Raw genomic sequence first — 26482 nt, forward strand, 5'->3', positions numbered from 1 at the left:
CTCCGGAGCGGGAGCGTGCTCAGCCGGGCGGACGCCGAGGACGCTCCGATCTAGGCTGGACGCATGCCCGCACGGATCAACCCCAGCATCCTCTCCGCCGACTTCGTGAACTTCGAGGCCGAGCTGCAGCGCATCGCCGGAGCCGACCTCGTGCACGTCGACGTGATGGACAACCACTTCGTGCCGAACCTCACCTTCGGGCTGAACATGGTCCAGCGCCTCCAGGACGTCTCGCCCCGCCCGCTCGACCTGCACCTGATGATCGACGACCCCGACCGGTGGGCACCCGACTACGCCGAGACCGGCGCCTTCTCCGTGACCTTCCACGCCGAGGCCGCGCGCGACGCCGTGGCCCTGGCGCGGCGCCTGCGCGGGATCGGCTCGCGGGCGGGGATCGCGCTCAAGCCGGGCACGATGGTGGACGACTACCTCGACCTCCTGCCCGAGTTCGACCAGGTCCTCGTGATGACGGTCGAGCCCGGCTTCGGGGGCCAGTCCTTCATGCAGGAGACGATGCCCAAGCTGCGCACGCTCCGGAACGTGGTGGACCGCACCGGGCTCGACGTCTGGCTCCAGGTCGACGGCGGGATCGCACCCGGCACGATCGAGATCGCAGCGGAGGCGGGAGCCGACACCTTCGTCGCGGGCTCCGCGGTCTTCGGCGCGGACGACCCGGAGGCCGCGATCGCGTCGCTGCGCGAGACGGCGACCGCTCACCTGCACCGGCACTGAGGCGTCCCGCGCCCGGCCGCCGTATAGACTTCCCCGGTGAAAACTTTCGACGACCTCTTCGCTGAGCTGGGCGAGAAGGCCGCCGCCCGTCCCGAGGGTTCGGGCACCGTCCGCGAGCTCGACGCCGGCGTGCACTTCATCGGCAAGAAGATCGTCGAGGAGGCAGCCGAGGTGTGGATGGCCGCCGAGTACGAGGGCGACGAGCGCACCGCCGAGGAGATCTCGCAGCTGCTCTACCACCTGCAGGTGCTCATGCTCGCCAAGGGACTGACGACGGCCGACGTCTACCGGCATCTGTGAGCCCCGCCCCGCTCGCCGGGGTGCGCCTCCGCTCCGCGCCGTCGCGCCCGCACGCTCCCCGAGGAGCCGTGCCGCCCCCTGAACAGCCGTCGAGTCATGAAGGACGTCCCGTGACCACCACCCCCGCCCCGGCGCTCCTGCGCGTCGCCGTCCCCAACAAGGGCTCCCTCTCGGAGACCGCCGGTCAGATGCTCGCGGAGGCCGGCTACACCGGCCGCCGCGACCCGAAGGAGCTGCACGTCGTCGACGAGCGCAACGGGGTCGAGTTCTTCTACCTGCGCCCGCGCGACATCGCCACCTACGTCGGCTCCGGCGCTCTCGACGTCGGGGTCACCGGCCGCGACCTCCTGATCGACTCCGGCTCCGAGGCGCGCGAGATCGCGAGCCTCGGCTTCGCGAACTCCACCTTCCGCTTCGCCGGGCCCGCAGGCCGCTACGACGAGCTCGCGCAGATCGACGGCCTCCGCGTGGCGACCAGCTACCCGGGCCTCGTGGGCCGCTTCCTCCGGGAGCACGGCGTCGAGGTGACGCTGATCCGCCTCGACGGCGCGGTCGAGTCCGCGATCCAGCTCGGCGTCGCCGACGTCATCGCCGATGTCGTCGAGACCGGCACCACGCTCCGCAAGGCCGGCCTCGAGATCTTCGGGCCGGTCATCCTGGACTCGACCGCCGTCCTGGTCTCCGCCGCGGGGGAGCCCGAGGGCATCCCGGTGCTGCTGCGCCGCCTGCAGGGCGTGCTGGTCGCCCGCGAGTACGTGCTGCTCGACTACGACTGCCCCGTCGCGCTCCTGGAGAGCGCCACGGCGATCGCCCCGGGCTTCGAGTCGCCGACGGTCTCGCCGCTGCACGACGCCGAGTGGGTGGCGGTCCGCGTGATGGTGCCGCGCTCGGACATGAACCAGGTGATGGACCGCCTGTACGACCTGGGCGCCCGCGCGATCCTGGTCACCTCCATCCACGCCGCGCGCCTGTAGAGGGGGAGCCGATGAGTCTCGCCGTCCGCGTCATCCCCTGCCTCGACGTCGCCGCCGGCCGCGTCGTGAAGGGCGTCAACTTCCAGAACCTGCGCGATGCGGGCGACCCCGTCGAGCTCGCCCGCCTCTACTTCGAGCAGGGCGCCGACGAGCTGACCTTCCTCGACGTCACCGCCACGGTCGACGACCGCTCGACCACCTACGACGTGGTGCGGGCGACCGCCGAGCAGGTCTTCATCCCGCTCACGGTCGGCGGAGGCGTGCGCAGCGCCGAGGACGTCTCGCGACTGCTCGCGCACGGCGCCGACAAGGTGGGCGTCAACTCCGCCGCGATCGCCCGGCCCGAGCTCCTCGGCGAGATCGCCGACGTCTTCGGCGCGCAGGTGCTCGTGCTCTCGCTCGACGTCAAGCGGAGCGACGCCACGCCGTCCGGCTTCGTCGTCACCACTCACGGCGGACGCCGCGAGACCGACCTCGACGCCCTGGCCTGGGCGGCCGAGGCCGTCGAGCGCGGCGCCGGGGAGCTCCTGGTCAACTCCATCGACGCCGACGGCACCAAGCAGGGCTTCGACCTCGAGCTGATCGCCGCGATGCGCGAGCTGAGCTCCGTGCCGGTCATCGCCTCCGGAGGCGCCGGCGCCGTCGAGCACTTCGCTCCGGCCGTCGACGCGGGAGCCGACGCCGTGCTCGCCGCCTCCGTCTTCCACAACCGCGAGCTGACGATCGGCGACGTCAAGCGCGCGCTCGCCGCCTCCGGGATCGAGATCCGATGACCCCCGCCGAGCTCGACGCCGTCCTGGACCGCGCCGCCTTCGATCCGACCGGGCTCCTGCCCGCGATCATCCAGCAGCACGACACCCGCGAGGTGCTCATGATGGGCTGGATGGACCGCGAGGCGCTCCGGCGGACCCTCACCGAGGGCCGCGTCACCTTCTGGTCGCGCTCGCGCCAGGAGTACTGGCGCAAGGGCGACACGTCCGGGCACGCGCAGTACGTGCGGGGTGCCGCCCTCGACTGCGACGCCGACACCCTGCTGGTCCAGGTCGAGCAGATCGGCGCAGCCTGCCACACGGGCGAGCACGCCTGCTTCGACGTCGACCCCCTCGTGCCGTTCACCGGCCTCGGTCCGGCGGAGTGAGCATGAGCGGACGGCGGCTGAAGTACACGGCGATCCTCGGGGTCGTGCTGCTCGCCGCGCTCGAGCTGACTTCCTCCACCCAGACCTGGTCCACGCTGACCCTGGCCGCGATCGAGGGGGAGGGCCAGCGGATCGACGTGGCCGGGACCGTCGCCGCGCCCGCGCTCTCCGCCCTGGCGCTCGCGGGCCTCGCCCTCGCCGCGGCCCTCGCCATCGCCGGCCCCGTCTTCCGGATCGTGCTCGGTGTGCTCCAGGCCGTCCTCGGCGCCTCGGTGGTGCTCGCGGCCGCGACGGCACTGGGCGACCCCGTGCGCGCCGGCGCTTCGCTCGTCACCGAGGCGACCGCCATCGCGGGGGAGCAGTCCGTCGCGGCGCTCGTGGCCTCGTCCTCCGCGACGGCCTGGCCCGTCGTCGCCCTGGTCTGCGGCGTGCTCACCGCGCTGCTCGGGATCGGCGTCCTCGTGACCTCGGGCCGCTGGCCGGGAGCGGCGCGGAAGCGCGCCTCCCGCTTCGAGCCCGCCGACGGCTACGGCCACGGCGCGTCGACCGTGCAGACGGACGACGGCGACATCGACCCGGTCGTCTCGTGGGACGAGCTCTCGCGCGGCGACGACCCCACCTCGGGCCGCTGACACCGGCCGCGGTCGTGTCCGGCGGTCCGGCATCCCCGCCTCCTGCAGGCGGCTGCGCAGGCGAGTCCGGGGCCGGGCGCTCAGGCGCCTCACGCTAGACTGCTCTGGTCCCGATGCACCCCCAGGAGGAGACCCATGAGCACCGAGCACGACGACGACAACCACGGCCACTCGCCCGCAGCGTGGACGGCCGTCGTCATCATGCTGGTCGGATTCACGATCGGCACGATCGCGTTCTGGTTCGACGTGCCCCTGGTGGTCTGGCTCTCGGCCGGCCTGGTCGTGGTGGGTCTGCTCGTGGGCATGGGCATGGCCAAGGCGGGCTACGGCGTCAACGGCGCGAAGGCGAACCCGAAGGCGCGCGCCTAGGTGCTCGCCGACCTCACCGCCGGCGCCCTGGCCGACGCGGCCCGGCGCCGCGAGAGCGCCCCGCTCGAAGCCGTCGAGCGCCGCGCGCTCGCCCAGGCGCCCGCCCTCGACGCCCTGGCCGCTCTGGCCCCCGCCGAGCGCGTCAGGATCATCGCCGAGGTGAAGCGCGCCAGCCCGTCGCGCGGAGCCCTCGCCGACATCCCCGTCCCCGCCGAGCTGGCCGGACAGTACGAGCTCGGGGGAGCGAGCGCGATCAGCGTCCTCACCGAGGAGCGCCGCTTCAAGGGGTCCCTGGCGGACCTCGAGGCGGTCCGCGAGCGCGTGTCGATCCCCGTCCTGCGCAAGGACTTTGTCGCCGAGCCGTACCAGGTCCTCGAGGCCCGCGCGGCCGGAGCCGACCTGGTCCTCCTCATCGTCGCCGCGCTCGAGCAGCCCCTGCTCGCCGAGCTGCACGCCCTCGTCCTCGAGCTGGGGATGACCCCGCTCGTCGAGACGCACTCGGCCGACGAGCTCGAGCGGGCCGCCGACCTCGGCGCGCGGCTCATCGGCGTGAACGCCCGCGACCTCTCCACCTTCCAGCTCGACCGCGACCTCTTCGGCCGCCTCTCCGAGCGCTTCCCCGACGACGCGGTGAAGGTGGCCGAGTCGGCCGTCCTCACCGCCGACGACGTCGCGCACTACCGCGGCTCCGGAGCCGACGTCGTCCTCGTGGGCGAGGCTCTCGTCACCGGCGGCGACCCCGTCTCCACCCTCGCCGGCTTCCTGGCGCACTGACCACACCGATAGGCGGTACCCCCATGGCACTCCGGGATGAACTCGGCCCCTACTTCGGCGAGTTCGGCGGACGCTACGTCCCCGAGTCCCTCGTCGAGGCCCTCGACGAGCTGAGCGCCGAGTACGAGCGCACGAAGGTCGACCCCGCGTTCGCGGCCGAGCTGATGGAGCTGCACCGCAGCTACACCGGCCGTCCGTCGATCATCACCGAGGTGCCGCGGTTCGCCGAGCACGCCGGCGGAGCGCGGATCATCCTCAAGCGCGAGGACCTCAACCACACCGGCTCGCACAAGATCAACAACGTGCTGGGCCAGGCGCTGCTCACCAAGCGGATCGGCAAGACCCGCGTCATCGCCGAGACGGGAGCGGGCCAGCACGGCGTCGCGACCGCCACGGCCGCCGCCCTGTTCGGCCTCGACTGCGTGGTCTACATGGGCGAGGTCGACACCGAGCGCCAGGCCCTCAACGTCGCCCGCATGCGCCTGCTCGGCGCCGAGGTGATCCCCGTGACGACCGGCTCGCGCACCCTCAAGGACGCGATCAACGACGCGATGCGCGACTGGGTGACGAACGTCGGCACCACGAACTACATCTTCGGCACCGTCGCGGGCCCGCATCCGTTCCCGGCCCTCGTCCGCGACTTCCAGAAGATCATCGGCGAGGAGGCGCGCGAGCAGGTCCTCGAGCTGACCGGCTCGCTGCCCACCGCGGTCACCGCCTGCGTCGGCGGCGGCTCCAACGCGATGGGGATCTTCCACGCCTTCCTCGACGACCCCGAGGTCCGCCTCGTCGGCTTCGAGGCCGGCGGCGACGGGATCGAGACCCCCCGCCACGCGGCGACCATCAGCAAGGGCCGCCCTGGAGTCCTGCACGGCGCCCGGAGCTTCCTCCTCCAGGACGAGGACGGCCAGACCGTCGAGTCGCACTCGATCTCGGCCGGCCTCGACTACCCGGGCATCGGCCCGGAGCACGCGTGGCTCTCGAGCATCGGCCGCGCCGACTACCGCGCGGTCACCGACTCGGCCGCGATGGACGCGCTCATGCTGCTCAGCCGCACCGAGGGGATCATCCCCGCGATCGAGTCCGCGCACGCGCTGGCCGGCACGCTGGAGCTCGGGCGCGAGCTCGGCCCCGAGGCCACCATCCTGGTCAACCTCTCGGGCCGCGGCGACAAGGACATGACGACCGCTGCGCACTACTTCGGCCTCATGGACCAGGGCGCGGTGCAGTCGTGAGCGGCCGCGGACCGAGCGTCGCCGAGACCGTCCGGCGCCGGAACGAGGAGGCGGCGGGCGCCCTGATCGGCTACCTCCCCGTCGGCTTCCCCGACCTGCCGACCAGCATCGACGCCGCCGTGGCCATGGCCGAGAACGGCGTCGACGCGATCGAGCTCGGTCTGCCCTACTCCGATCCGGTGATGGACGGACCCGTCATCCAGGAGGCGACCCAGGCCGCCATCGCGGGCGGCTTCCGCCTCCGCCACGGCTTCGAGGCCGTCCGCGAGATCCGGGCGCGCGTCGACGTGCCGGTCCTGGTGATGACCTACTACAACCCCGTCCTGCAGTACGGGGTCGAGCGCTTCGCCACCGATCTGGCCGAGGCCGGCGGGTCCGGCCTCATCACGCCCGACCTGATCCCGGACGAGGGCGCCGAGTGGCTCGCCGTCTCCGAGCGGCTCGGACTCGACCGCGTGTTCCTCGCGGCACCGTCCTCGACGGACACGCGCCTGCGCCAGGCCGTCGACTCGAGCCGTGGATTCGTCTACGCGGTCTCGACGATGGGCATCACCGGCGCGCGCACCGATGTCGACTCCGCGGCCCGCACCCTGGTCGACCGCCTCCGCGCCGCCGGCTCCGAGAGCGCGTGCGTCGGCCTGGGCATCTCGACCGGCGAGCAGGTCGCCGAGATCCTCGCCTACGCGGACGGCGCCATCGTCGGATCCGCCCTGGTGCGGGCGCTGGCGTCCGGCGGGGTCGACGCGGTCGCCGAGACCTCCCGCGGCCTCGCCGAGGGCACCCGCCTGCGCTCCGCGCGCTGACACCCTCCCGCTACAATCGGGATGCCCACCGGGGCGCGGCCGAGCCGCGCCCGGGGGACCCCCTCCTTCGAAAGGTCGAGTACCGGTGTCCGTACCGCTGAGCATTCCGAGCCCCCCCGACGCGTGGAGTCAGTACGACCTCACGATCGGCACCTTCACGCTCGCGATCCACACCTACGCGCTCTGCATCCTCGCGGGGATCATCGTGGCGACGATCATGACGAACCAGCGGCTCAAGCGCCGCGGCGCGGAGCCGTGGGTCGTGCTCGACATCATCATCTGGGCTGTGCCGCTCGGCATCGTCGGCGCCCGCGCCTACCACGTGCTCACCCACCCCGGCGACTACTTCTACGACGGCGCCGACCCGTGGGATGTCGTCCGCATCTGGAACGGCGGCAACGCCATCTTCGGCGGGCTGATCGGAGGCGCGGTCGGCGCGTTCATCGGCTGCCGCTGGACAGGAGTGCGGTTCTGGACCTTCGCCGACGCCCTCGCCCCCGGCATGCTCGCCGCGCAGGCGCTCGGGCGTCTGGGCAACTGGTTCAACCACGAGCTCTTCGGCCTGCCCACGACCCTGCCCTGGGGCCTCGAGATCGAGACCACCAACCCGGCCTTCCCCGTCGGCCTCCCGGCGGGCACGCTCTTCCACCCGACCTTCCTCTACGAGATCCTCTGGAACGTCGTCGGCATCGCGGTCATCCTCCTGCTCGAGCGCCGTCTCAAGCTGCAGTGGGGCACCGTCTTCGCCGCCTACCTGATCTGGTACGGGATCGGCCGCGTCTGGTTCGAGTCCATCCGGATCGACCCGAGCGAGTTCTTCTGGGGCATCCGCACCAACGTCTGGGCCGCGCTCATCGCCGTGGTCATCGGCCTGGTCCTCGTGGTGATCCAGAAGCGCGAGCACCCGGGCGCCGAGCCCTCGGCCTACCGGCCGGGTCGCGAGTGGACGCCCGCCCCGGCTGCGGTAGAATTCGAGGACGTCGAGTCCGACTCCGACGACACCACCACCCCTGCTTCCGGCACCGACGCCGAGAAGCCGACGGTCTCCCGCACCTGACGGAGGTCGCGGAGCCTCCGCGACCGCCTCCCGGGTGCCCGACACCTCCACGACCGCCCCATCGCGGCGCAGCCACGAGCGCTGCCGCGGGCGGGTCGTCGTGCAGGCACCGCCGATGGCGCGCGACGCTCGCGCCACGGCAGAACCCTGCGGCCCTCCCGATCGGGGAGCCGCTCCTCCTCCACCACCGCGGGCCAGCGACGTCCCGATCAGCCATCACCCCCGTGAGGACGGTTCCCATGGCCTCCGCCCAGCCCTCGACCCCGGCCCGCGCCGTGCCCTTCCTGGGCATGCCGCCGGCGCAGGGGATGTACGACCCGGCCGCCGAGAAGGACGCGTGCGGTCTCGCGATGGTCGCCACCATGCGCGGCACCGCCGGCCACGACATCATCGACGCCGCGCTGAACGCGCTGCGCAACCTCGAGCACCGCGGCGCCGTCGGCTCCGACGCGGGAACGGGCGACGGCGCGGGGATCATCACGCAGATCCCGGACGAGTTCCTCCGCGCGGTCGCTCCCTTCGAGCTCCCGCCGCTGGGCCAGTACGCGGTGGGCAACGCCTTCCTCCCGGTGGACGTGTTCGAGCGCGAGCGGGTCAAGTCGACGATCGCCGACATAGCCCGCGAGGAGAACCTCGCCGTGGTCGGCTGGCGCTCCGTGCCCGTGCAGCCCGACGAGATCGGCACGCTCGCCCGGGCCGCCATGCCGGCGATCGAGCAGCTGTTCATCCGGAGCGAGCTGACCGACGAGAGCGGCACGCCCCTCTCCTCCGTGCGCCTCGACCGCCTGACCTTCCGCCTGCGCAAGCGCGTCGAGCGCGAGCTCGAGGTCTACTTCATGTCGCTCTCGAGCCGGACGCTCGTCTACAAGGGCATGGTGACGACGCTCCAGCTGGAGCCGTTCTACCCGGACCTGTCCGACGAGCGCTTCGCGTCGAAGCTCGCGCTCGTGCACTCGCGGTACTCCACCAACACCTTCCCGTCGTGGCCGCTCGCTCAGCCGTTCCGGATGATCGCGCACAACGGCGAGATCAACACGGTGCAGGGCAACCGCAACTGGATGCGCGCGCGGCAGTCGCAGCTGAAGAGCCGCGAGCTGGGCGACCTGGCTCCGCTGTTCCCGATCGTCTCGCCCGGCCGCAGCGACTCCGCCTCGTTCGACGAGACGGTCGAGCTGCTCAACCTGGCCGGCCGGTCGCTCCCGCACGCGGTCATGATGATGGTGCCGGAGGCCTGGGAGAACCAGGACGGCGCGCTCGACCCGAAGCGCCGCGCGTTCTACGAGTACCACTCGATGCTCATGGAGCCGTGGGACGGCCCGGCCGCGATCGTCTTCACCGACGGCGAGCTCGTCGGCGCCACTCTCGACCGCAACGGGCTCCGCCCCGGCCGCTACGTCGTGACCGACGACGGGCTCGTGGTGCTCGCCAGCGAGATCGGCGTGCTCGACATCGACCCCGCGAAGGTGGTCCGCAAGGGACGCCTGCAGCCCGGCCGCATGTTCCTGGTCGACACCGAGCAGGGCCGCATCGTCGAGGACGAGGAGATCAAGGGGCAGCTCGCCGCCTCCGGTCCGTTCGAGGAGTGGCTCGAGAAGGGCCGCATCAACCTCAAGGACCTCCCCGAGCGCGAGCACATCGTGCACACGCCCGCCTCGGTCAACCGCCGCCAGCGCACCTTCGGCTACACCGAGGAGGAGGTCCGCCTCCTCCTGCTGCCGATGGCGCGCGCCGGTGCGGAGCCGCTCGGAGCGATGGGCTCGGACACCCCCGTGGCCGTCCTGTCCAAGCGCCCCCGCCTGCTCTTCGACTACTTCACGCAGGCCTTCGCGCAGGTGACGAACCCGCCGCTGGACTCGATCCGCGAGGAGGTCGTGACCTCGCTCCGCCTGGGCCTCGGCCCCGAGCGCAACCTGCTGACCGCCGGTGCCGAGCACGCGCGCCAGGTCGTCCTCGACTTCCCGGTCATCGACAACGACGAGCTCGCGAAGATCCAGCACATCGCGCCGCGCCCGCTGAGCCACATCACCACGACGATCCGCGGCCTGTACCGCGTCGACGCGGGACCCCGCGCGATGCAGGACCGCATCGACGAGATGTGCGACGAGGCCGACGAGGCCATCGCCGCGGGAGCGCAGTTCCTGGTTCTCTCGGACCGCGACTCCACCAAGGACCTCGCGCCGATCCCCTCGCTGCTGATGCTCGCCGCCGTGCACCACCACCTCATCCGCACCGAGAACCGGATGCGAGTGGGGCTCGTGGTCGAGGCGGGCGACGTCCGCGAGGTGCACCATGTGGCGACGCTCATCGGCTACGGCGCCTCCGCGGTCAACCCGTACCTGGCGATGGAGACCTGCGAGGACCTCGTCCGCAGCGGCATGCTGTCGGACGTCTCGCCGGAGAAGGCCGTGAAGAACGTGATCAAGGCGCTCGGCAAGGGCGTGCTGAAGATCATGTCCAAGATGGGCATCTCCACCGTGTCGAGCTACGCCGGGGCGCAGACCTTCGAGGCCGTCGGCCTCAGCCAGGCGTTCGTCGACCAGTACTTCACCGGCACCGTCTCGAAGCTCGGCGGCATCGGCATCGACGTCGTCGCCGAGGAGAACGCCGCGCGTCACCGCGCCGCGTACCCCGAGGACGGCGCGATCGTCGCGCATGAGCGCCTGGCGGTCGGCGGCGAGTACCAGTGGCGCCGCGACGGCGCCCCGCACCTGTTCAACCCGGACACGGTGTTCCGCCTGCAGCACTCGACGCGCAACCGCCGCTACGACGTCTTCCGCGAGTACACGAAGATGGTCGACGACCAGGCGAGCTCGCTGATGACCCTCCGCGGCATGTTCAAGCTCGACACCGCGGGGCGCACGCCGATCCCGATCGACGAGGTCGAGCCGGTCGAGGCGATCGTGAAGCGCTTCTCGACGGGCGCGATGAGCTACGGCTCCATCTCGCCGGAGGCGCACGAGACGCTCGCCATCGCGATGAACCGCCTCGGCGCCAAGTCGAACACGGGCGAGGGCGGCGAGGACACCGAGCGGCTGCTCGACCCGGAGCGCCGCTCCGCGATCAAGCAGGTCGCCTCGGGCCGCTTCGGCGTCACGAGCATGTACCTCACCCACGCCGACGACATCCAGATCAAGCTCGCCCAGGGCGCCAAGCCCGGCGAGGGCGGTCAGCTGCCGCCGACGAAGGTGTACCCGTGGATCGCGCGCACCCGGCACGCGACCGCCGGTGTCGGCCTGATCTCGCCGCCGCCGCACCACGACATCTACTCGATCGAGGACCTCAAGCAGCTGATCTTCGACCTCAAGCGGGCGAACCCGTCGGCGCGCATCCACGCGAAGCTGGTCAGCCAGTCGGGCATCGGAGCGGTCGCCGCCGGCACCGCGAAGGCCCTCGCCGACGTGATCCTCGTCTCGGGTCACGACGGCGGCACCGGCGCGAGCCCGGTGAACTCGCTCAAGCACGCGGGCACGCCCTGGGAGCTCGGCCTGGCCGAGACCCAGCAGACGCTGATGCTCAACGGCATGCGCGACCGCGTGGTCGTGCAGGTCGACGGCCAGATGAAGACCGGTCGCGACGTCGTCATCGGCGCGCTGCTCGGAGCCGAGGAGTTCGGCTTCGCGACGGCTCCGCTGATCGTCGAGGGCTGCATCATGATGCGCGTCTGCCACCTCGACACCTGCCCGGTGGGCGTCGCGACGCAGAACCCGGAGCTGCGCCAGCGGTTCTCCGGCAAGCCCGAGTTCGTCGTCAACTTCTTCGAGTTCATCGCCCAGGAGGTGCGCGAATACCTCGCGCAGCTCGGCTTCCGGAGCGTCGACGAGATCGTCGGCCACCGCGAGCTGCTCGACGTCGACCAGGCGATCGAGCACTGGAAGGCGAGCGGGCTCGACCTGACGCCGATCCTCGTCGGACCGGTCTTCACGGCGGAGGAGCCGCGCCGCCACGGCCGCGCGCAGGAGCACGAGCTCGAGCACCACTTCGACAACGAGCTGATCCGCCTCGCGGCGAACGTGCTCGACCACCGCGGCACCGTGCGGATCGAGCGCGAGATCAAGAACACCGAGCGCGCCGTCGGCACCATGCTGGGCCACGAGGTCACCGTCCGATTCGGCGAGAACGGCCTGCCGGCCGACTCCATCGTCGTGTCGCTCCGCGGCTCGGCCGGGCAGTCGCTCGGAGCGTTCCTCCCCGCCGGCATCACTCTGCGGCTCGAGGGCGACTCCAACGACTACGTCGGCAAGGGCCTCTCGGGCGGCCAGATCGTGGTGCGGCCGGACCGCCGCAGCACCTTCGACGCCTCGACGAACGTGATCGCGGGCAATGTGATCGGCTACGGGGCGACCCAGGGCACGATGTTCATCCGCGGGATGGTCGGCGAGCGCTTCCTGGTCCGCAACTCCGGCGCCACCGCGGTGGTCGAGGGAGTGGGCGACCACGCGCTCGAGTACATGACCGGCGGCCTGGCGGTGATCCTCGGCGAGACCGGGCGGAACCTCGGCGCCGGCATGTCGGGCGGCACGGCCTACATCCACGGCCTGCGCCGCGAGCTCGTGAACCGCGACGCGATCGCCTCCGGCGAGCTGACCCTCTCCGAGCTCGGCAGCGCCGACGTGGAGATCCTGCGCGACCTGCTCGAGCGGCACGTGGCGGAGACCGAGTCGACCCTGGCCCAGGGGATGCTCGACGATTTCGACGGAACGGTCTCGCGTTTCGTCAAGGTACTGCCCCGCGACTTCGCCGCGGTGCTCGCGACGCGCGCATCCGCAGTGGAGGAGGGGCTCGACCCCGACGGCGACGTCGTCTGGGGACGGATTCTGGAGGTGACCGGTGGCTGATCCCAAGGGGTTCCTGAAGGTGCAGGACCGGGAGCTGCCCAAGCGGCGTCCCGTGTCCGTCCGCCTGATGGACTGGAAAGAGGTCTACGAGCAGGGCGACTCCGCCGTGCTGCGCCGGCAGGCGGGCCGCTGCATGGACTGCGGCATCCCGTTCTGCCACAAGGGCTGCCCGCTGGGGAACCTGATCCCCGAGTGGAACGACCTGATGTGGCGCGGCGAGGGCCGCCAGGCGATCGAGCGCCTGCACGCGACGAACAACTTCCCGGAGTTCACGGGCCGGCTCTGCCCGGCGCCGTGCGAGTCGTCCTGCGTGCTCGGCATCAATCAGCCCGCCGTCACGATCAAGCAGATCGAGGTCTCGATCATCGATCAGGCCTTCGGCAACGACTGGGTGCAGCCGCACCCGCCGGAGCGCCTGACCGGCAAGACCGTCGCGGTCGTCGGCTCCGGCCCGGCGGGGCTCGCCGCCGCTCAGCAGCTCACCCGCGCCGGGCACACCGTCGCGGTCTACGAGCGCGACGACCGCATCGGCGGCCTCCTGCGCTACGGGATCCCGGACTTCAAGATGGAGAAGAAGCACCTCGAGCTGCGCCTGAACCAGATGAAGGCCGAGGGCACGCGGTTCCGCGCGGGCGTCGACATCGGCTCCGACATCACCTGGGACGACCTGCGGGCGCGCTACGACGCGGTCGTGGTCGCCACCGGCGCTCTCGTGCCGCGCGACCTGCCGATCCCGGGGCGCGACCTCGACGGCGTGCACTTCGCCATGGAGTACCTCGTGCAGTCGAACCGCGCGATCGCGGGCGACCGCGTCTTCGAGCAGATCTCGGCCGAGGGCAAGCACGTCGTCGTCCTGGGCGGAGGCGACACCGGAGCGGACTGCATCGGCACCGCCCACCGCCAGAAGGCCGCGTCGGTCACGAACCTGGCGATCGGGCAGCAGCCGCCGTCGCAGCGCCCGGACAGCCAGCCCTGGCCGATGGACCCGACCGTGTTCGAGGTCTCGAGCGCCCACGAGGAGGGCGGGGAGCGGATGTTCCTCGCGTCGACCGTGGAGTTCCTCGCGAACGAGGGCGGCGAGGTCCGCGCGGTGCGCGTGGCCGAGACCGAGTACCTCGACGGGCGCCGTGTCCCCAAGGCGGGCACCGAGCGCGAGATCCCGGCCGACCTGGTCCTGCTCGCCCTCGGCTTCACCGGCCCGGAGGCGGACCACCTCGGCCGCCAGCTCGACGTCCCCTTCACCGAGCGCGGCAACGTCGCGCGCGGCGACGCCTTCGAGACCTCCGTCCCCGGCGTCTTCGTGGCCGGCGACGCCGGGCGCGGCCAGTCCCTGATCGTCTGGGCGATCGCGGAGGGCCGCTCCGTCGCGGCCGAGGTCGACCGCTACCTCGAGGGCACGACCCAGCTGCCGGCGCCGGTCGGCCCCAACGACCGGGGCTTCACGCTCTAGTCCCCGGGACGCGATAGTCTCGGCCCGCCAGCAATCAGCTCACCCTCCCCGCTAACGACGCGCCTCCGGGCGCAGAACAACGGAGCACCCCCTCAATGAGACGAGCGAAAATCGTCGCCACCCTCGGCCCGGCAACGTCGTCGTACGAGACCATTCGTGCGATCATCGACGCCGGCGTGGACGTGGCCCGCATGAACCTCAGTCACGGAAGCTACGACGTCCACGAAGGCATCTACCGCATCGTGCGGAAGGCCGCGGACGACGCCGGGCGCGCGGTCGCGATCCTCGTCGACCTGCAGGGTCCGAAGATCCGCCTCGGCAAGTTCGAGGGCGGCCCGTACGCCCTCGCCGAGGGCGACGTCTTCACCATCACCACCGAGGACGTCCTCGGCACGCGCGAGCTCTCGGGCACCACGTTCAAGGGCCTCCCGGACGACGTGAACCCGGGCGACATGCTCCTCATCGACGACGGCAAGGTCGCTGTCCGCGTCACCGCCGTCGAGGGCCCCCGGGTCGTCACCGAGGTCGTCGTCCCCGGCAACGTCTCGAACAACAAGGGCATCAACCTGCCCGGTGTCGCGGTCAACGTCCCCGCCCTCTCCCAGAAGGACGAGGACGACCTCCGCTGGGCGATCCGCCTCGGCGCCGACATCATCGCCCTCTCCTTCGTGCGCAACGCCAGCGACATCGAGCGCGTGCACGAGATCATGGCGGAGGAGGGCCGCAAGGCTCCCGTCATCGCCAAGATCGAGAAGCCGCAGGCGGTCGACAACCTGCAGGAGATCATCGACGTCTTCGACGGCATCATGGTCGCCCGCGGCGACCTCGGCGTCGAGCTGCCCCTCGAGGCGGTGCCGATCGTGCAGAAGCACGCCGTCGAGCTCGCCCGCCGCTGGGCGAAGCCGGTCATCGTCGCGACCCAGATGCTCGAGTCGATGATCGAGAGCCCCCGCCCCACGCGGGCCGAGGCCTCGGACGTCGCGAACGCCATCCTCGACGGCGCGGACGCGGTCATGCTCTCGGGCGAGACCAGCGTCGGAGCCTGGCCCGTCGTCACCGTGCAGACCATGGCCCGCATCGTCGAGTCCACCGAGGAGCACGGCCTGGAGCGCATCCCCCCGCTGGGCAGCAAGCCCCGCACCCAGGGCGGATCGGTCACGCTGGCCGCCGCCGAGGTCGCGGAGTTCGTCGAGGCGAAGTTCCTCTGCGTGTTCACGGAGTCGGGCGACTCGGTCCGCCGCATGACGCGCCTGCGCCACGGCATCCCGATCATCGGCTTCACCCCCGAGCCGGCCGTCCGCCGCCGCATGGCGCTGAACTGGGGCGTCCAGTCCTTCGTCACGCCGCGCGTCAACCACACCGACGCGATGTTCGCGCAGGTGGACGCGGTGCTGCTCCGCGAGGGCCTCGCCCAGGCGGGCGAGACCGTGGTCGTCGTCTCCGGATCGCCCCCCGGGCGCGCCGGCACGACGAACGACATGCGGGTGCACATCGTCGGCTCGTCCAGCTCGGCCGACAGGGCCGAGAACTGGGACCACTGAGTCCAGCACCCCCGGAGGGCCCGGTCGCGAGAGCGGCCGGGCCCTCCGGCGTTCCCCGGCGGTCCGCGTGGCGGGACGCGCCTCCGCGGGCGGATACCGTGGACCCATGCGACTCGGCGTGCTCGACATCGGCTCCAACACGGTCCACCTGCTCCTCGTCGACGCGCACCCCGGCGCCCGCCCGGTGCCCTACCGCTCGCACAAGCGGAGCCTCGCTCTCGTGGCGCACCTCGACGAGGCGGGGGAGATCACCGAGCGGGGCCAGCGCGAGCTGATCGCGTTCGTGACCGAGGCCGCCGAGGTCGCCCGCGAGCACCGCGCGGAGGACCTGCTGGCGTTCGCGACCTCGGCGATCCGCGAGGCCGGCAACGGCGCGGCGGTCCTCGACCGGGTCCGCGCCGAGACGGGAGTGCACCTCCAGGAGCTCGGCGGCGAGGCGGAGGCGTCGGCCACCTTCCTCGCCGTGCGCCGCTGGTTCGGCTGGGGCGCGGGCTCGATCCTGGACCTCGACATCGGCGGCGGCTCGTTCGAGCTCTCGATGGGCGTGGACGAGGTGCCCGAGCTCGCCGTGTCGGTCCCGCTCGGAGCGGGGCGGGTGACGCGGGACCTGCTGGTCGGCGATCCCGCCTCGGCCACGAGCGTGAAGGCCGCCCGGCGTCACGCCCGCGAGGTGCTCGCGGAGCCCGTCCGCGGCTTCCTCGCCCTGGCGCGCCCCGACCTGGTCGCAGGCACGTCGAAGACCTTCCGCTCGCTGGCGCGGATCACCGGCGCCGCTCCGAGCGCCGCCGGTCCGCTGGTGCGCCGCGAGCTGCACCTGGTCGATCTCCGGCTGTGGTCCGCCCGCCTCGCCGCGATCAGCGCGGCCGACCGCTCAGCGCTGCCCGGCGTCTCCGCTCTGCGGGCTCCGCAGCTGCTCGCGGGCGCTCTCGTCGCGGAGGCGGCCATGGACGCCCTCGGCATCGAGACCCTGGTGATCTGCCCCTGGGCCACCCGCGAGGGGCTGATCATCCGCCGCTTCGAGCTGCTCGACGCGCAGATCCAGCGCGAGGACGTTCAGCTCAGCGCGATGCTGTAGGACAGCGACCGCCGGCCGCCCGGCTCGAGGACGATCTGGCGCGGCTTGTCGACGATGTCGCCGTCCCAGCCCTCGGGGGTCGGGACGCTCCGCCACGGCTCGAGGCAGACGAACGGGGCCCCGACGGGCTTCCACACGCCGACCACGTCGAAGTCCCCGGTGTCGACGACGATCGCGCGGGCGGCGCCGTCGGCCTCGAGCCGGAGGGTCCGCCGGCGCGGCTCGTCGAAGATCATCACGCCCTCCTCGAAGTGCGCGTCGTCCACTGTCAGGACCCCGTCCTCGAGCGGCGCCGGGTGGCGCGCCTCGAGCAGCAGGTTCTCCGGAGCGCGGCGGTACCCTTCCGGCTCGGGCTGCGCGAAGCGGATGCGGTGCTCGCCGCGGCCCTCGGGCAGCGGCAGCGCGAAGGCCGGGTGGTTCCCGAGCGAGAAGCCCAGCGGAGAGGGACCCCTGTTCTCGACGGTCTGGGTGATCCGGAGCGAGGCGCCGGTCACGGCGTAGGCGATGAGGAGCGTCCAGTCGAAGGGGAACACCGCGCGCGTGGCGTCGTCGCTCCGGAGCCGGAACACCGCCTCGTCCGCCGAGACGCCCGCGAGCTCGAAGACCCGGTCCCGCGCGAAGCCGTGCTGCCCCATCCGGTGGTCCGCGCCGTCGTGGTACAGCGTGTCGCCGGGGAGGCGCCCGATGATCGGGAACAGGACGGGAGCGTGCCGGCGCCACTCCGGGCCGGCCTGCCACAGGTACTCGCGGCCCTCGTCGTCGCGGAGGGACGTCATCTCGGCCCCGGCGGTCGTCAGGGCGAGGCGCAGGCTCTCGCTGCCGAGGGTGAGGACGGTGGGCGCGGGGGAGTCGCTGCTGGTCATCCTCCGATTCTGCCCGTCACGCGGTGCGGGCGGGGGTGTCGGCGGCGCGTGGCAGCATGGGGCGGTGCCTCCCGAGTCGACCCCCTCCTCCTGGCGCGCCCGCGTCGGCGAGCTCAGCGGACCCCCCGAGGCCGAGTCGCCGACCGTCCTCACTCCGATCGGGCTGCAGTTCGAGCTGCGCCGGCTGGTGCGCCGGGCCGACGATCCGTGGCGGGCGCCGGCGAGCGAGCGCGTCACGGCGAAGACCTACGATCCCGACGAGCGCCGCGACCACCGTCTGGCCACCCGCCCCGCCGTCCGTGGGCGCGGGGGCGCCTGGAACCGCACCACCCTCACCTGGAAGTCGCTGAACTTCCAGACCCACCGGCTCTCGCTCGACCCCGCTCACCAGCGCTGGTTCGCCGAGTTCGCGGCTCTGCACCGCGCCACGCGCACCGTCCACCTCGGGCAGGACCCCGACTGGATCCACCTCGACGACTACGAGAGCCCACTGCTCTGGCGGCTGCTCGAGCAGGCGCAGGCCGCCGGGATCCCGCTGCTCGCCCCGGAGAAGGGCGCGGTCCGTCTCGCCGGTCCCGCGCATGTGGCGGTGACGGTCTCGGCGGAGGAGGGAGCGCTCCGGCTGCGGCCCGTCCTGCGGATCGACGGCGCGGAGCACGCGCCCGAGTCGGCGCGTCCGGTCGCCCGGCACGGCGTCTACGCGGTCGAGGGCGGCGATCCGTCCTCGCTCCTGCTCGCGCCCGCGTCCCTGCCCTTCGACGACGAGGAGCTGCGTCTCCTCGACCACCCCGAGGAGACGGAGGTCCCGGCGGAGGACGTGCCCGAGTTCGTCGGCGAGCACCTCCCCGCCCTCCGCGGCCGCGTCGCGGTGCGCGAGGAGGGCGTCGACCTCGTCCTGGACGATCCGGAGCCCCCGCGCCTGGTCTGCACGGTCTCGTTCGAGCCGCGGCGCGCCGTCAGGGTGGGCTGGCACTGGCGCCGCTCGCCCGATCGCGCGGGCGAGCTCGACGGCACGGCCGACGCGGCTCTCGAGCGCGCGGTGCTCCGCCGGGTGCGCTCGGTGCTCGGCGAGGCCGGGTCCGCTCTCGTGCCGGAGCCGGGGACGAGCGCGGTCCTGCGCGGGGCCGAGGCGGCGGTGTTCGTGGTGGAGCAGCTCCCGCAGCTGGAGGGGATCGGCGGGGTCCGGATCGAGCGCGAGGGCGCGGCCCCGGACTACCGCCTGCTGACCGGACCGCTCACGCTCACCATCACCGCGGTCGACACCGAGAGCGCCGACTGGTTCGACCTCGGCGTCGTCGTGACCATCGGCGACGCGACCGTGCCGTTCCTGCCCCTCTTCCGCGCTCTGGCCGCGGGCGGCGACCGCATCCGCCTGGTCGACCACTCCTACCTCTCGCTCGCGCACCCCGGCCTCGACCGGCTCCGGGAGCTGCTGACCCGGGCGGACGAGCTCGAGGAGTGGGAGACGGGACCGCGGCTCGGCCGGCACCAGGCCGGGCTGTGGAACGAGCTGGAGGAGCTCGCCGACGAGAGCGTCCCCTCCGACGCGTGGCGCGCCGTGCTCGACTCCGCGCTGGCCGCCGGGTCGCCGGAGGACGTGGAGCCGCCGGAGGGCCTGACCGCCCGGCTGCGTCCGTACCAGCGGGCGGGCTACGCCTGGCTCGTGCACCGCCTCCGTCACGGGCTCGGCGGGATCCTGGCCGACGACATGGGCCTCGGCAAGACCCTGCAGGCGCTGGCCATGATGCTCGACGCGGTCGAGGAGGCGGGCCGCGCCGGGATCCGCCGCGCGCCGTTCCTCCTGGTCGCCCCCACCTCGGTCGTGCCGGGCTGGCGCTCGGAGGCCGAGCGCTTCGCGCCCGCCCTGCGCGTCCACGTCGTCGCGAGCTCGCGGGAGGGCGCGCTCGACGCGATCCCGGCCGACGCGGACGTGGTCCTCACCAGCTACGCGGTCCTGCGCCTCGGCGGCGAGCGCTGGGCGTCGAGGACGTGGTCGGCGCTGATCCTCGACGAGGCCCAGTTCGTCAAGAACCCCGCCTCGCAGACGCACCGGGCCGCCCGCGGGGTCGGCGCGCCCGTCACGCTCGCGCTCACCGGCACACCGCTGGAGAACTCGCTCGACGAGCTCTGGGCGGTCCTCGCCCTGGTGGCGCCCGGGCTCCTGCCGCCGCTGCGCCGCTTCCGCGAGGAGTACACCCGGCCGATCCTGCACGCGGAGGCGCCCGTCGGCATCGCCTCGCCCGATCTGTCCGAGGGACGGACCGTCAGCCACACCGAGGGCGCGCGCCACCGCCTCGAGAGACTGCGCCGACGACTGCGTCCGTTCCTGCTCCGCCGCACCAAAGAGGCGGTGGCGCCAGAGCTCCCCGAGAAGCAGGAGCAGACGATCGAGGTCGCGCTGACGCCCGCCCACAGGGTGCTCTACGACGGCTACCTCCAGCGCGAGCGGCGGAAGCTCCTGGGCCTGGTCGACGACCTCGACCGGCAGCGCTTCACGGTGTTCCGATCGCTCACCCTCCTGCGCCTGCTCGCGCTCGACGCGTCCCTGGTCGACCCGGCCTACCGGCACGTCCCGTCCGCGAAGCTCGACGTGCTCGTCGAGCAGCTCGACGACGTGATCGCGGAGGGCCGTCGGGCCCTCGTCTTCAGCACCTTCACCTCGTACCTGGAGCGGGCGGGGGAGCGGCTGCGTCGGCGCGGCATCCCGTTCGTGCAGCTCGACGGCTCCACGCGGGACCGCGCGGGAGTGATCGAGGAGTTCCGCTCCGGAGCCGCGCCCGTCTTCCTGATCAGCCTGAAGGCGGGCGGCACCGGGCTCACCCTCACCGAGGCCGACCACGTCTTCATCCTCGACCCGTGGTGGAACCCGGCGGCCGAGGCGCAGGCCGTCGACCGCGCGCACCGCATCGGCCAGGAGCGGCGGGTGAACGTGTACCGGCTGGTGGCGACGGACACGATCGAGGAGAAGATCGTGCGCCTCCAGGAGCGCAAGGGCCGCCTCAGCACGGCGGTGCTCGACGAGGGCGAGCTCTTCGCCCGGGCGCTGTCGGCCGACGACGTCCGCGAACTGCTGGCCGAGTGACCACGGCCCCACGAAGGGTGACAGAACGGCCAGCCGCGGCCCAGGATCCGAGCGCACACTGAGCGGATGAGACGCCGCCGCCCCCGCCCCCGCGCCGACTGGATCGTGGCCCTCGAGAAGGGCGACGACGCCGGGCTCTTCGGACCGGGCAGCGCGGTCTGGGCGGTCAACGGCGGCCTGCCCACGATGATCGCCGGAGTGCGGGCTCTGCTCATGCAGACCCTCCACGCCGGAGCGATGGCCGGTGTGCACGACCACTCCCGCTACCGCGAGGACCCGATGGGCCGGCTCGACAACACGGTCCGCTGGGTCCTGACCACCAGCTTCGGCGACACCGCCGCGGCGAGCGGAGCGGCGCGCTGGGTGACCGGCGTGCACGAGCGGATCGTCGGCTCCTACGAGGACGCCGGCGGGCGCGAGCGCTCCTACTCGGCGCAGGACCCCCGCCTGCTGCTCTGGGTGCACGACGCCTTCACCGACGCGTTCCTCGGCGCCCACGAGATCTGGGGCGGACGGATCCCCGGCGGCCCCGACGCCTACGTGCGCGAGTGGGCCGCCTCCGGCCGGCTGCTCGGAGTGCAGGATCCGCCCGAGAGCGTCGCGGAGCTCCGCGCGCAGCTCGCCGGATTCGCGGGCGAGCTCAAGCCCGACGCACGCGTGCACGAGGCGGTCGGCTTCCTCCGCGACATCCGGCTGCCGGGCGAGGCGGGCGTGGTCTACCCGCTGCTGTTCGCCGGCGCGGTCGCCTCACTCAGCCCCGAGGTGCGGAGGCTCCTGGGCCTCCGGCGCCCGTGGTGGCCCGCGATCACGGCGAACCGCCTGCTGTTCGTGTTCCTGGGCCGGTATCTCGGCCGGGTCTCGCCGAGCGAGCAGGCCGCGATCGACCGCATCGCCGGCCTCGACCAGGTTCGCACGGGCGCCTGACGCTCTTCCCGTACACCTGTCCGGGAAGTGGTAGACTGACGTCGATGACTCCCGCCCGCCTCGCCTCCGTGCCCGCGGCGGAGTCCCCCTCGGCGCTCGGCTCCGCCGATCCGCGAGCCCGGCGCACCCGCCGCCGCGTGTTCGACGCGGTCGAGCGGCTCGTCATGCAGAGCGACGGCGAGAGGGCCGAGGGCATCGCGGTGAGCGACATCGTGCGCGAGGCCGGGATCAGCCGCAGCTCGTTCTACGCCCACTTCGACGACGCGGCGGGAGTCGCCTCCGCGCTGCTCCGTCAGGACCTCGTGGTCGCCGACGTCGCCGAGGGCGATCCCGCCGACCGCTCCGGAGCCGACGCCCTGCAGCGCGGCTACTCGCGGCTCGTCGAGCGGCTGGTCGACCGCCACGCCTTCCATGCCCGGCTCCGCGCGCGGCCCTCCGCCCGGGTCGCCTCCGACGACGCCGTGCTCGACACGGCGCTCGCCCTGCACCGCGAGGTGCTCGCCCGGGTCGACGTCCCCGCAGCGGTCGACCCCGAGCTCACCGCGATCTTCGCGGCCGGCGGCGTCCTCTCCGTGGTCGGCGCCTGGCTCGCCGGCTCCCTCGACGGCACCGACGAGGAGCTGGTCGAGCACCTCGTCGCGCTGCTCCCGGCCTGGCTCGCCGCGGCGCCGCTGCGCCCCCTGGACTCCTCACTCCCACCACGCCCCACGACGAAAGGCACGACATGATGACATTCGAGGTCGGCGAGACCCTGGTCTACCCGCACCACGGAGCGGTGACGATCACCGGGCTCGAGAAGCGCTCGGTCAAGGGCGTCGAGAAGACGTTCATGACGATGAACGTGCACACGAGCGAGCTCACCATCACCCTCCCCGTCGAGAACGCCGAGCTCGTCGGCGTCCGCGAGATCATCGACGACGCCGGAGTCCAGGCGGTCTACGACGTCCTGCGCAGCGACGTCGCGGAGGAGGCCAGCAACTGGTCCCGCCGCTTCAAGGCCAACCAGGAGAAGATGGCCAGCGGCAGCGTGTACCGCGTCAGCGAGGTCGTCCGCGACCTGTGGCGCCGCGAGCAGGCGGGCGGCGTCTCGGCCGGCGAGAAGCGGATGCTCCTCAAGGCGCGTCAGATCCTCGTGTCGGAGCTCTCGCTCGCCCTGAAGGGCACCGACGAGGAGGCCTCGGCCAAGCTCGACGAGGTCCTCGCCTCGGCGATCTGACCCGGCGTCGCGGCGGGTCGGCTCACTCGGGTCGGCACGCCGCGATGATCCTCGCGGCGACCTCGTCCTGCGAGGCGGAGCCGTCGATCCGCACCAGGAGCTCGCGCTCGTCGTAGACCTCCGCCAGAGGAGCCGTCTCGCGCTCGTAGACCTCGATCCGGTTCCGCACCACCTCGGGGTCGTCGTCGGCGCGGTCCTGCTCCTGCGCCCGCACGTGCAGCCGTTCGAGGACCACGTCCGCGTCGGCCGTCAGCAGTACGACGCACGAGAGCGGCGTGCCCCGCTCCTCGAGGAGCTCCGCCAGCGCGTCCACCTGGGCGAGCGTGCGCGGGTAGCCGTCGAGGATGAACCCGTCCCGGGCGTCCTCCTCGGCGATGCGCTCGGCGACCAGGGCGTTCGTCAGCTCGTCCGGCACGTACTCGCCGGCCTCCACGAGCGCCCGCAGACGCCGTCCGAGGTCGGTGCCGTCGGCGACGTGCGCGCGGAACAGATCGCCGGTGGAGATCGCCGGCACCCCCAGCTCGCGCGACAGCACGGCCGCCTGGGTGCCCTTGCCCACGCCGGGCGGGCCCATCATGATGACGCGCATCGCTCGTCCTCCTCGGTGTCGTCAGGCGATGCTAGCGGTGCGGAGCAGGGTGGCCGGTGCACACCGCGCCCGTAGGCTGGCGGGACGAGCCGAGGAGGAGCGATGCCCGCAGCACCCGGGGCCGAGCAGGCCGCTGCCGATCTGGCTGCGCTCCTGCGCGAGGTCTCCGCCGAGCTCGACGCCCGCGGCATCGCCGACCAGGCCGTCGCCGAGCTGCGGACGCCGCGCGCGATCCTCGGCTTCCACCGCAAGCCGGTGATGGCGCCGGTGACCCGCGCGTGGCGCCTCGGCGTGCTCCTCCTCGGACGCGAGGGAGAGCTCCTCGCGACGGGCTCTGTCACGCGTGCCGTCGCTCCGCTGCACGCCAACAACCAGTCCGAGTCGCAGGAGGCGCGCCGCGAGATCCGGCGCGCCGCCTTCGACGGTCCGTTCCAGGAGGGCGAGATCGTCAACTACGGCTGCCGGCGCCTCGCACTGGACGCCGCAGCGCTCGAGTCGGGCCAGGAGCCGCTGGCACTGCACGGCTCCGAGGTGCTCGTGCGCTGGGCGCCCGGTCTGGGAGAGCAGGGACTGATGCCGCTGCGCCGGTACCTGGCCGACCGCCTCGACCTCCTCGAGGCCGACTAGCGCCGGGTCACTCCTCCTCGGCCACCGGGTGGAACCACGGCGGGTAGACGGCGACGCGGGGAGAGGCGTCGATGCCCTCGAAGAGAGCCTTGACGCGGTTGCGGGCGGCGACCGACGCCACGCCGACCGTCGCGACGCCCTCGAGCGGGAAGCGCTCGGGCACGAGCGCCTCGGCGCTGCGCAGGGCCGGCTCGTCGACCAGGAGGCGCGCGAAGGTGCGCACGAGCGCGTCGCCCTCGGTGAAGCGCGTGAGGACGTGGGAGGCGTCGCCGTCGCTCAGGACCGGGGCGGAGGCGAGCGAGCCCACCAGGACGACGTACTGCGAAGCGGTGGTCTCGTGGGCGCTCGGCGACCAGTGCGGAGCGACCCGCTCGCCGCGCAGGTCGGCCCAGAGGGCGGCGTCGGGGGAGAGGAAGAAGGGCACGAAGCCGGCGACGCTGACGCCGTCCTTCACCTGCACGGCACGGCGGTGCTCGCGGGTGGTCTCGGCGCTGACGTCGATCGCGGGGCGCTCCTGGAGCTGCTGGTCCGCCAGGATCGCGCCGGCGGCGACGATCGCCTCGAGGTTGTCGAGGTGGGTGACGTGGTAGATCCGCTGCGCGGCGATGTCGACCTTCGGCAGGGGCTTCTCGCGCGCCGTGCCGCGGGCGGCGGCACGGGCGGTGGCCGCACGGGAGGTCCCGGGCACGCGCGCGGGGGCGCGGGTGGCACGGCCGACCTGCTCGGGGAGCTTCTTCGGGGTGCAGACGTCGCAGAGCGCGATGTCGAGGCCGTGGATGCATTCGGTGGGCACTCTGGATTCCTTCTGCGCGCGGGCTCGGGGTTCCGCCGCAGGGACGACGTTACGCGACCGGGGCCCTCGCGCGTCCCGGCGGCGGCGATCCGCGGGGCCGCGGCGTCCGCCCGGGCATCCTCTGGGAGGCGCCGGAGCACCGCTCCCCGCCGCGTAGCGTGAGCGGGATGAAGCGCGTGCCGCCCGCCGAGGGCCAGGAATCCGTCTGGGACTACCCGCGACCCCCGAGGGTCGAGACCACCACCGAGCACGTGGTCGTGCGGCTGGGCGGCGTCGTCGTCGCCGAGACCCGCGACGCTCTCCGCGTCCTCGAGACGAGCCACCCTCCCGTCTACTACCTCCCCGTGTCCTCGTTCGCGCCCGGGGCGCTCGAGCCCGCGCCCGGCCGCAGCATCTGCGAGTTCAAGGGCGCGGCCTCCTACCTCACCGTGCGCGGGGGAGGAGGAGCGGTCGCGGAGGCGGCGGGCTGGACGTACCCCGAGCCGATGGACGGCTTCGAGGCCCTCGTCGACACGGTCGCCCTCTACCCCGCCCGGATGGACTCCTGCACCGTCGACGGCGAGGCGGTCCAGCCGCAGCCGGGCGACTTCTACGGCGGCTGGATCACCTCGCGCGTGGTCGGTCCGTTCAAGGGCTCGCCGGGCACGATGTTCTGGTGAATCAGACGGGGGAGGGCGGACCGAGCGGGTCCTGGACGAGGACCGCTCGTGCGGCGTCGATCCCCGAGGCCTCCAGCGTCCATTCCGGCCGCACCAGGGTCTCCGGTGTGACGCGGAACCGCAGCTCCTCGACCGGCGCACCGTCCGGACCGACGATCCGGTGCGTCCCGTTCGGCCGGTAGCCGAGGGCCTCCGAGACCCGGATCGAGCGGGTGTTCCAGGCGAGAGCGGCGCTCTCGGCGACCTCGGCTCCGAGGTGGTCGAAGGCGAGGAGGAGCACGGCGGCGCGCATCTCCCGCCCGAGGCCGCGGCCCTGCGCCGAGCGGGTGAGCCACGAGCCCGAGGTCAGGGTGCGGGTGGCGGCGAAGGACTCGGCGACCACGTCCTGACAGCCGACGACCCGGCCGTCCTCGACCACGGCGAACGCGACGCGCCACGCCTCCCGCGTCGTCTGCGCGCGCTGCGACCAGTGGAAGCGGGCGAGCTCGCCGGGCAGGCGCTCCGCCGGCGCCTCGGCCCAGGGGGAGGGGAACGGCGAGCGGCCGCTCTCGTGCACGCCCGCGAGGGCCGCGTCGGCGAGAGGGCCGAGGTCGGCGTCGCGGACCGGATGCAGCTCGAGCCGCGGCGTGCGCAGCTCCAGCGAGAACAGGGGCCAGGGGTCGGTGCTCATCCGACGACGCTAGCGAGCGGAGGCGCGCACCGCGCGACCAGGCGGGTACCGGTGGTGGGACTCGAACCCACAAGCCCTCTCGGACAGAGCATTTTGAGTGCCCCGCGTCTGCCATTCCGCCACACCGGCTCATCACCAGCCCGT

At 72.8% G+C, this 26482-nt stretch carries 25 protein-coding genes and 1 tRNA gene; 21 read left to right on the forward strand and 5 right to left on the reverse strand.

Going from position 1 to position 26482, the window contains the following annotated elements; translation table 11 throughout:
- The first annotated feature begins 63 nt into the window (after nt 1-63).
- The 15 genes from rpe to C5C95_RS07585 all read left to right on the forward strand — a co-directional run bounded on the left by rpe (nt 64) and on the right by C5C95_RS07585 (nt 16915).
- A complete protein-coding gene (rpe, locus tag C5C95_RS07515) occupies nt 64-732 on the forward strand; it encodes a ribulose-phosphate 3-epimerase (RefSeq protein WP_104263167.1) in 669 nt (222 codons plus the stop codon).
- A 36-nt stretch (nt 733-768) separates the two neighbouring features.
- On the forward strand, nt 769-1032 hold the full coding sequence (locus tag C5C95_RS07520) for a phosphoribosyl-ATP diphosphatase (RefSeq protein ID WP_055791842.1): 264 nt from the start codon (nt 769-771) through the stop codon (nt 1030-1032).
- Nucleotides 1033-1142: 110 nt separating this feature from the next.
- Nucleotides 1143-2006: an ATP phosphoribosyltransferase gene (gene hisG / locus C5C95_RS07525; protein ID WP_104221851.1), complete on the forward strand. Its 864-nt coding sequence runs from the start codon at nt 1143-1145 to the stop codon at nt 2004-2006.
- An 11-nt stretch (nt 2007-2017) separates the two neighbouring features.
- The gene (hisF, locus tag C5C95_RS07530) at nt 2018-2779 is read left to right on the forward strand and encodes an imidazole glycerol phosphate synthase subunit HisF (protein WP_104324162.1); all 762 of its coding nucleotides are present in this window, start codon (nt 2018-2020) and stop codon (nt 2777-2779) included.
- On the forward strand, nt 2776-3144 hold the full coding sequence (hisI, locus tag C5C95_RS07535; protein WP_104221855.1) for a phosphoribosyl-AMP cyclohydrolase: 369 nt from the start codon (nt 2776-2778) through the stop codon (nt 3142-3144). The genes hisF and hisI overlap by 4 nt, the downstream gene beginning before the upstream one ends.
- A gap of 2 nt (nt 3145-3146) precedes the next feature.
- A complete protein-coding gene (locus C5C95_RS07540) occupies nt 3147-3776 on the forward strand; it encodes a Trp biosynthesis-associated membrane protein (RefSeq protein WP_104260723.1) in 630 nt (209 codons plus the stop codon).
- A 135-nt stretch (nt 3777-3911) separates the two neighbouring features.
- Nucleotides 3912-4145, forward strand: a complete 234-nt coding sequence (locus C5C95_RS07545; RefSeq protein WP_104221860.1) for a DUF6704 family protein — start codon at nt 3912-3914, stop codon at nt 4143-4145.
- A complete protein-coding gene (gene trpC, locus C5C95_RS07550) occupies nt 4146-4919 on the forward strand; it encodes an indole-3-glycerol phosphate synthase TrpC (protein WP_104221862.1) in 774 nt (257 codons plus the stop codon).
- Between the two features lie 23 nt (nt 4920-4942).
- A complete protein-coding gene (trpB, locus tag C5C95_RS07555) occupies nt 4943-6154 on the forward strand; it encodes a tryptophan synthase subunit beta (protein WP_104225310.1) in 1212 nt (403 codons plus the stop codon).
- On the forward strand, nt 6151-6957 hold the full coding sequence (gene trpA / locus C5C95_RS07560) for a tryptophan synthase subunit alpha (protein WP_104232657.1): 807 nt from the start codon (nt 6151-6153) through the stop codon (nt 6955-6957). Before trpB ends, trpA begins: the two co-directional genes overlap by 4 nt.
- 85 nt (nt 6958-7042) lie before the next feature.
- Nucleotides 7043-8014, forward strand: coding sequence for a prolipoprotein diacylglyceryl transferase (gene lgt / locus C5C95_RS07565; protein ID WP_258072637.1), 972 nt, complete (start codon nt 7043-7045; stop codon nt 8012-8014).
- Between the two features lie 239 nt (nt 8015-8253).
- On the forward strand, nt 8254-12849 hold the full coding sequence (gene gltB / locus C5C95_RS07570) for a glutamate synthase large subunit (protein ID WP_104232656.1): 4596 nt from the start codon (nt 8254-8256) through the stop codon (nt 12847-12849).
- The gene (locus C5C95_RS07575) at nt 12842-14299 is read left to right on the forward strand and encodes a glutamate synthase subunit beta (RefSeq protein WP_104221867.1); all 1458 of its coding nucleotides are present in this window, start codon (nt 12842-12844) and stop codon (nt 14297-14299) included. The genes gltB and C5C95_RS07575 overlap by 8 nt, the downstream gene beginning before the upstream one ends.
- Nucleotides 14300-14394: 95 nt before the next feature.
- The gene (gene pyk / locus C5C95_RS07580) at nt 14395-15840 is read left to right on the forward strand and encodes a pyruvate kinase (RefSeq protein WP_104221869.1); all 1446 of its coding nucleotides are present in this window, start codon (nt 14395-14397) and stop codon (nt 15838-15840) included.
- A gap of 106 nt (nt 15841-15946) precedes the next feature.
- Nucleotides 15947-16915, forward strand: a complete 969-nt coding sequence (locus tag C5C95_RS07585) for an exopolyphosphatase (RefSeq protein WP_104221871.1) — start codon at nt 15947-15949, stop codon at nt 16913-16915.
- On the opposite strand, the gene C5C95_RS07590 is transcribed toward C5C95_RS07585, so the two are convergent.
- On the reverse strand, nt 16894-17778 hold the full coding sequence (locus tag C5C95_RS07590; RefSeq protein ID WP_104324163.1) for an aldose 1-epimerase family protein: 885 nt from the start codon (nt 17776-17778) through the stop codon (nt 16894-16896). The two genes, C5C95_RS07585 and C5C95_RS07590, sit on opposite strands and share 22 nt — an antisense overlap.
- Before the next feature lie 64 nt (nt 17779-17842).
- On the opposite strand from C5C95_RS07590, the gene C5C95_RS07595 reads away from it, so the two are divergent.
- From C5C95_RS07595 to C5C95_RS07610, 4 genes are all read left to right on the forward strand, one after another.
- Nucleotides 17843-20860 carry a DEAD/DEAH box helicase gene (locus C5C95_RS07595; protein WP_104324175.1) on the forward strand — a complete coding sequence of 1006 codons (3018 nt, stop codon included), beginning with the start codon at nt 17843-17845 and terminating at the stop codon, nt 20858-20860.
- A gap of 66 nt (nt 20861-20926) precedes the next feature.
- Entirely contained in the window at nt 20927-21784 is an 858-nt protein-coding gene (locus tag C5C95_RS07600) for an oxygenase MpaB family protein (protein ID WP_104221875.1), read from the forward strand.
- A 44-nt stretch (nt 21785-21828) separates the two neighbouring features.
- Nucleotides 21829-22512, forward strand: coding sequence for a TetR/AcrR family transcriptional regulator (locus C5C95_RS07605; RefSeq protein ID WP_104225305.1), 684 nt, complete (start codon nt 21829-21831; stop codon nt 22510-22512).
- On the forward strand, nt 22512-23000 hold the full coding sequence (locus C5C95_RS07610; RefSeq protein ID WP_068257183.1) for a CarD family transcriptional regulator: 489 nt from the start codon (nt 22512-22514) through the stop codon (nt 22998-23000). Before C5C95_RS07605 ends, C5C95_RS07610 begins: the two co-directional genes overlap by 1 nt.
- A 22-nt stretch (nt 23001-23022) precedes the next feature.
- Here the strand turns inward: C5C95_RS07610 and C5C95_RS07615 are convergent, their stop codons facing one another.
- Nucleotides 23023-23589 (reverse strand): adenylate kinase, encoded by a 567-nt coding sequence (locus C5C95_RS07615; RefSeq protein ID WP_104221879.1) that lies wholly within the window; start codon nt 23587-23589, stop codon nt 23023-23025.
- Nucleotides 23590-23691: 102 nt separating this feature from the next.
- Between C5C95_RS07615 and C5C95_RS07620 the strand changes: the two genes are divergently transcribed.
- Nucleotides 23692-24216: a hypothetical protein gene (locus C5C95_RS07620; RefSeq protein ID WP_104221881.1), complete on the forward strand. Its 525-nt coding sequence runs from the start codon at nt 23692-23694 to the stop codon at nt 24214-24216.
- 7 nt (nt 24217-24223) lie between these two features.
- Here C5C95_RS07620 and C5C95_RS07625 read toward each other — a convergent pair whose 3' ends face one another.
- Nucleotides 24224-25009: a DarT ssDNA thymidine ADP-ribosyltransferase family protein gene (locus tag C5C95_RS07625; RefSeq protein WP_104221883.1), complete on the reverse strand. Its 786-nt coding sequence runs from the start codon at nt 25007-25009 to the stop codon at nt 24224-24226.
- A gap of 167 nt (nt 25010-25176) precedes the next feature.
- Here C5C95_RS07625 and C5C95_RS07630 point away from each other — a divergent pair, with 167 nt between their 5' ends.
- Nucleotides 25177-25668, forward strand: coding sequence for a DUF427 domain-containing protein (locus C5C95_RS07630; RefSeq protein WP_104309123.1), 492 nt, complete (start codon nt 25177-25179; stop codon nt 25666-25668).
- Between the two features lies 1 nt (nt 25669).
- On the opposite strand, the gene C5C95_RS07635 is transcribed toward C5C95_RS07630, so the two are convergent.
- Both C5C95_RS07635 and C5C95_RS07640 read right to left on the reverse strand, forming a co-directional pair.
- Nucleotides 25670-26338 (reverse strand): GNAT family N-acetyltransferase, encoded by a 669-nt coding sequence (locus C5C95_RS07635; RefSeq protein ID WP_104324164.1) that lies wholly within the window; start codon nt 26336-26338, stop codon nt 25670-25672.
- A 46-nt stretch (nt 26339-26384) separates the two neighbouring features.
- Nucleotides 26385-26467, reverse strand: a tRNA-Leu gene (locus C5C95_RS07640).
- Nucleotides 26468-26482: the final 15 nt, after the last annotated feature.

The sequence above is a fragment of the Rathayibacter sp. AY1B7 genome (assembly GCF_002932735.1).
Taxonomy (GTDB): domain Bacteria; phylum Actinomycetota; class Actinomycetes; order Actinomycetales; family Microbacteriaceae; genus Rathayibacter.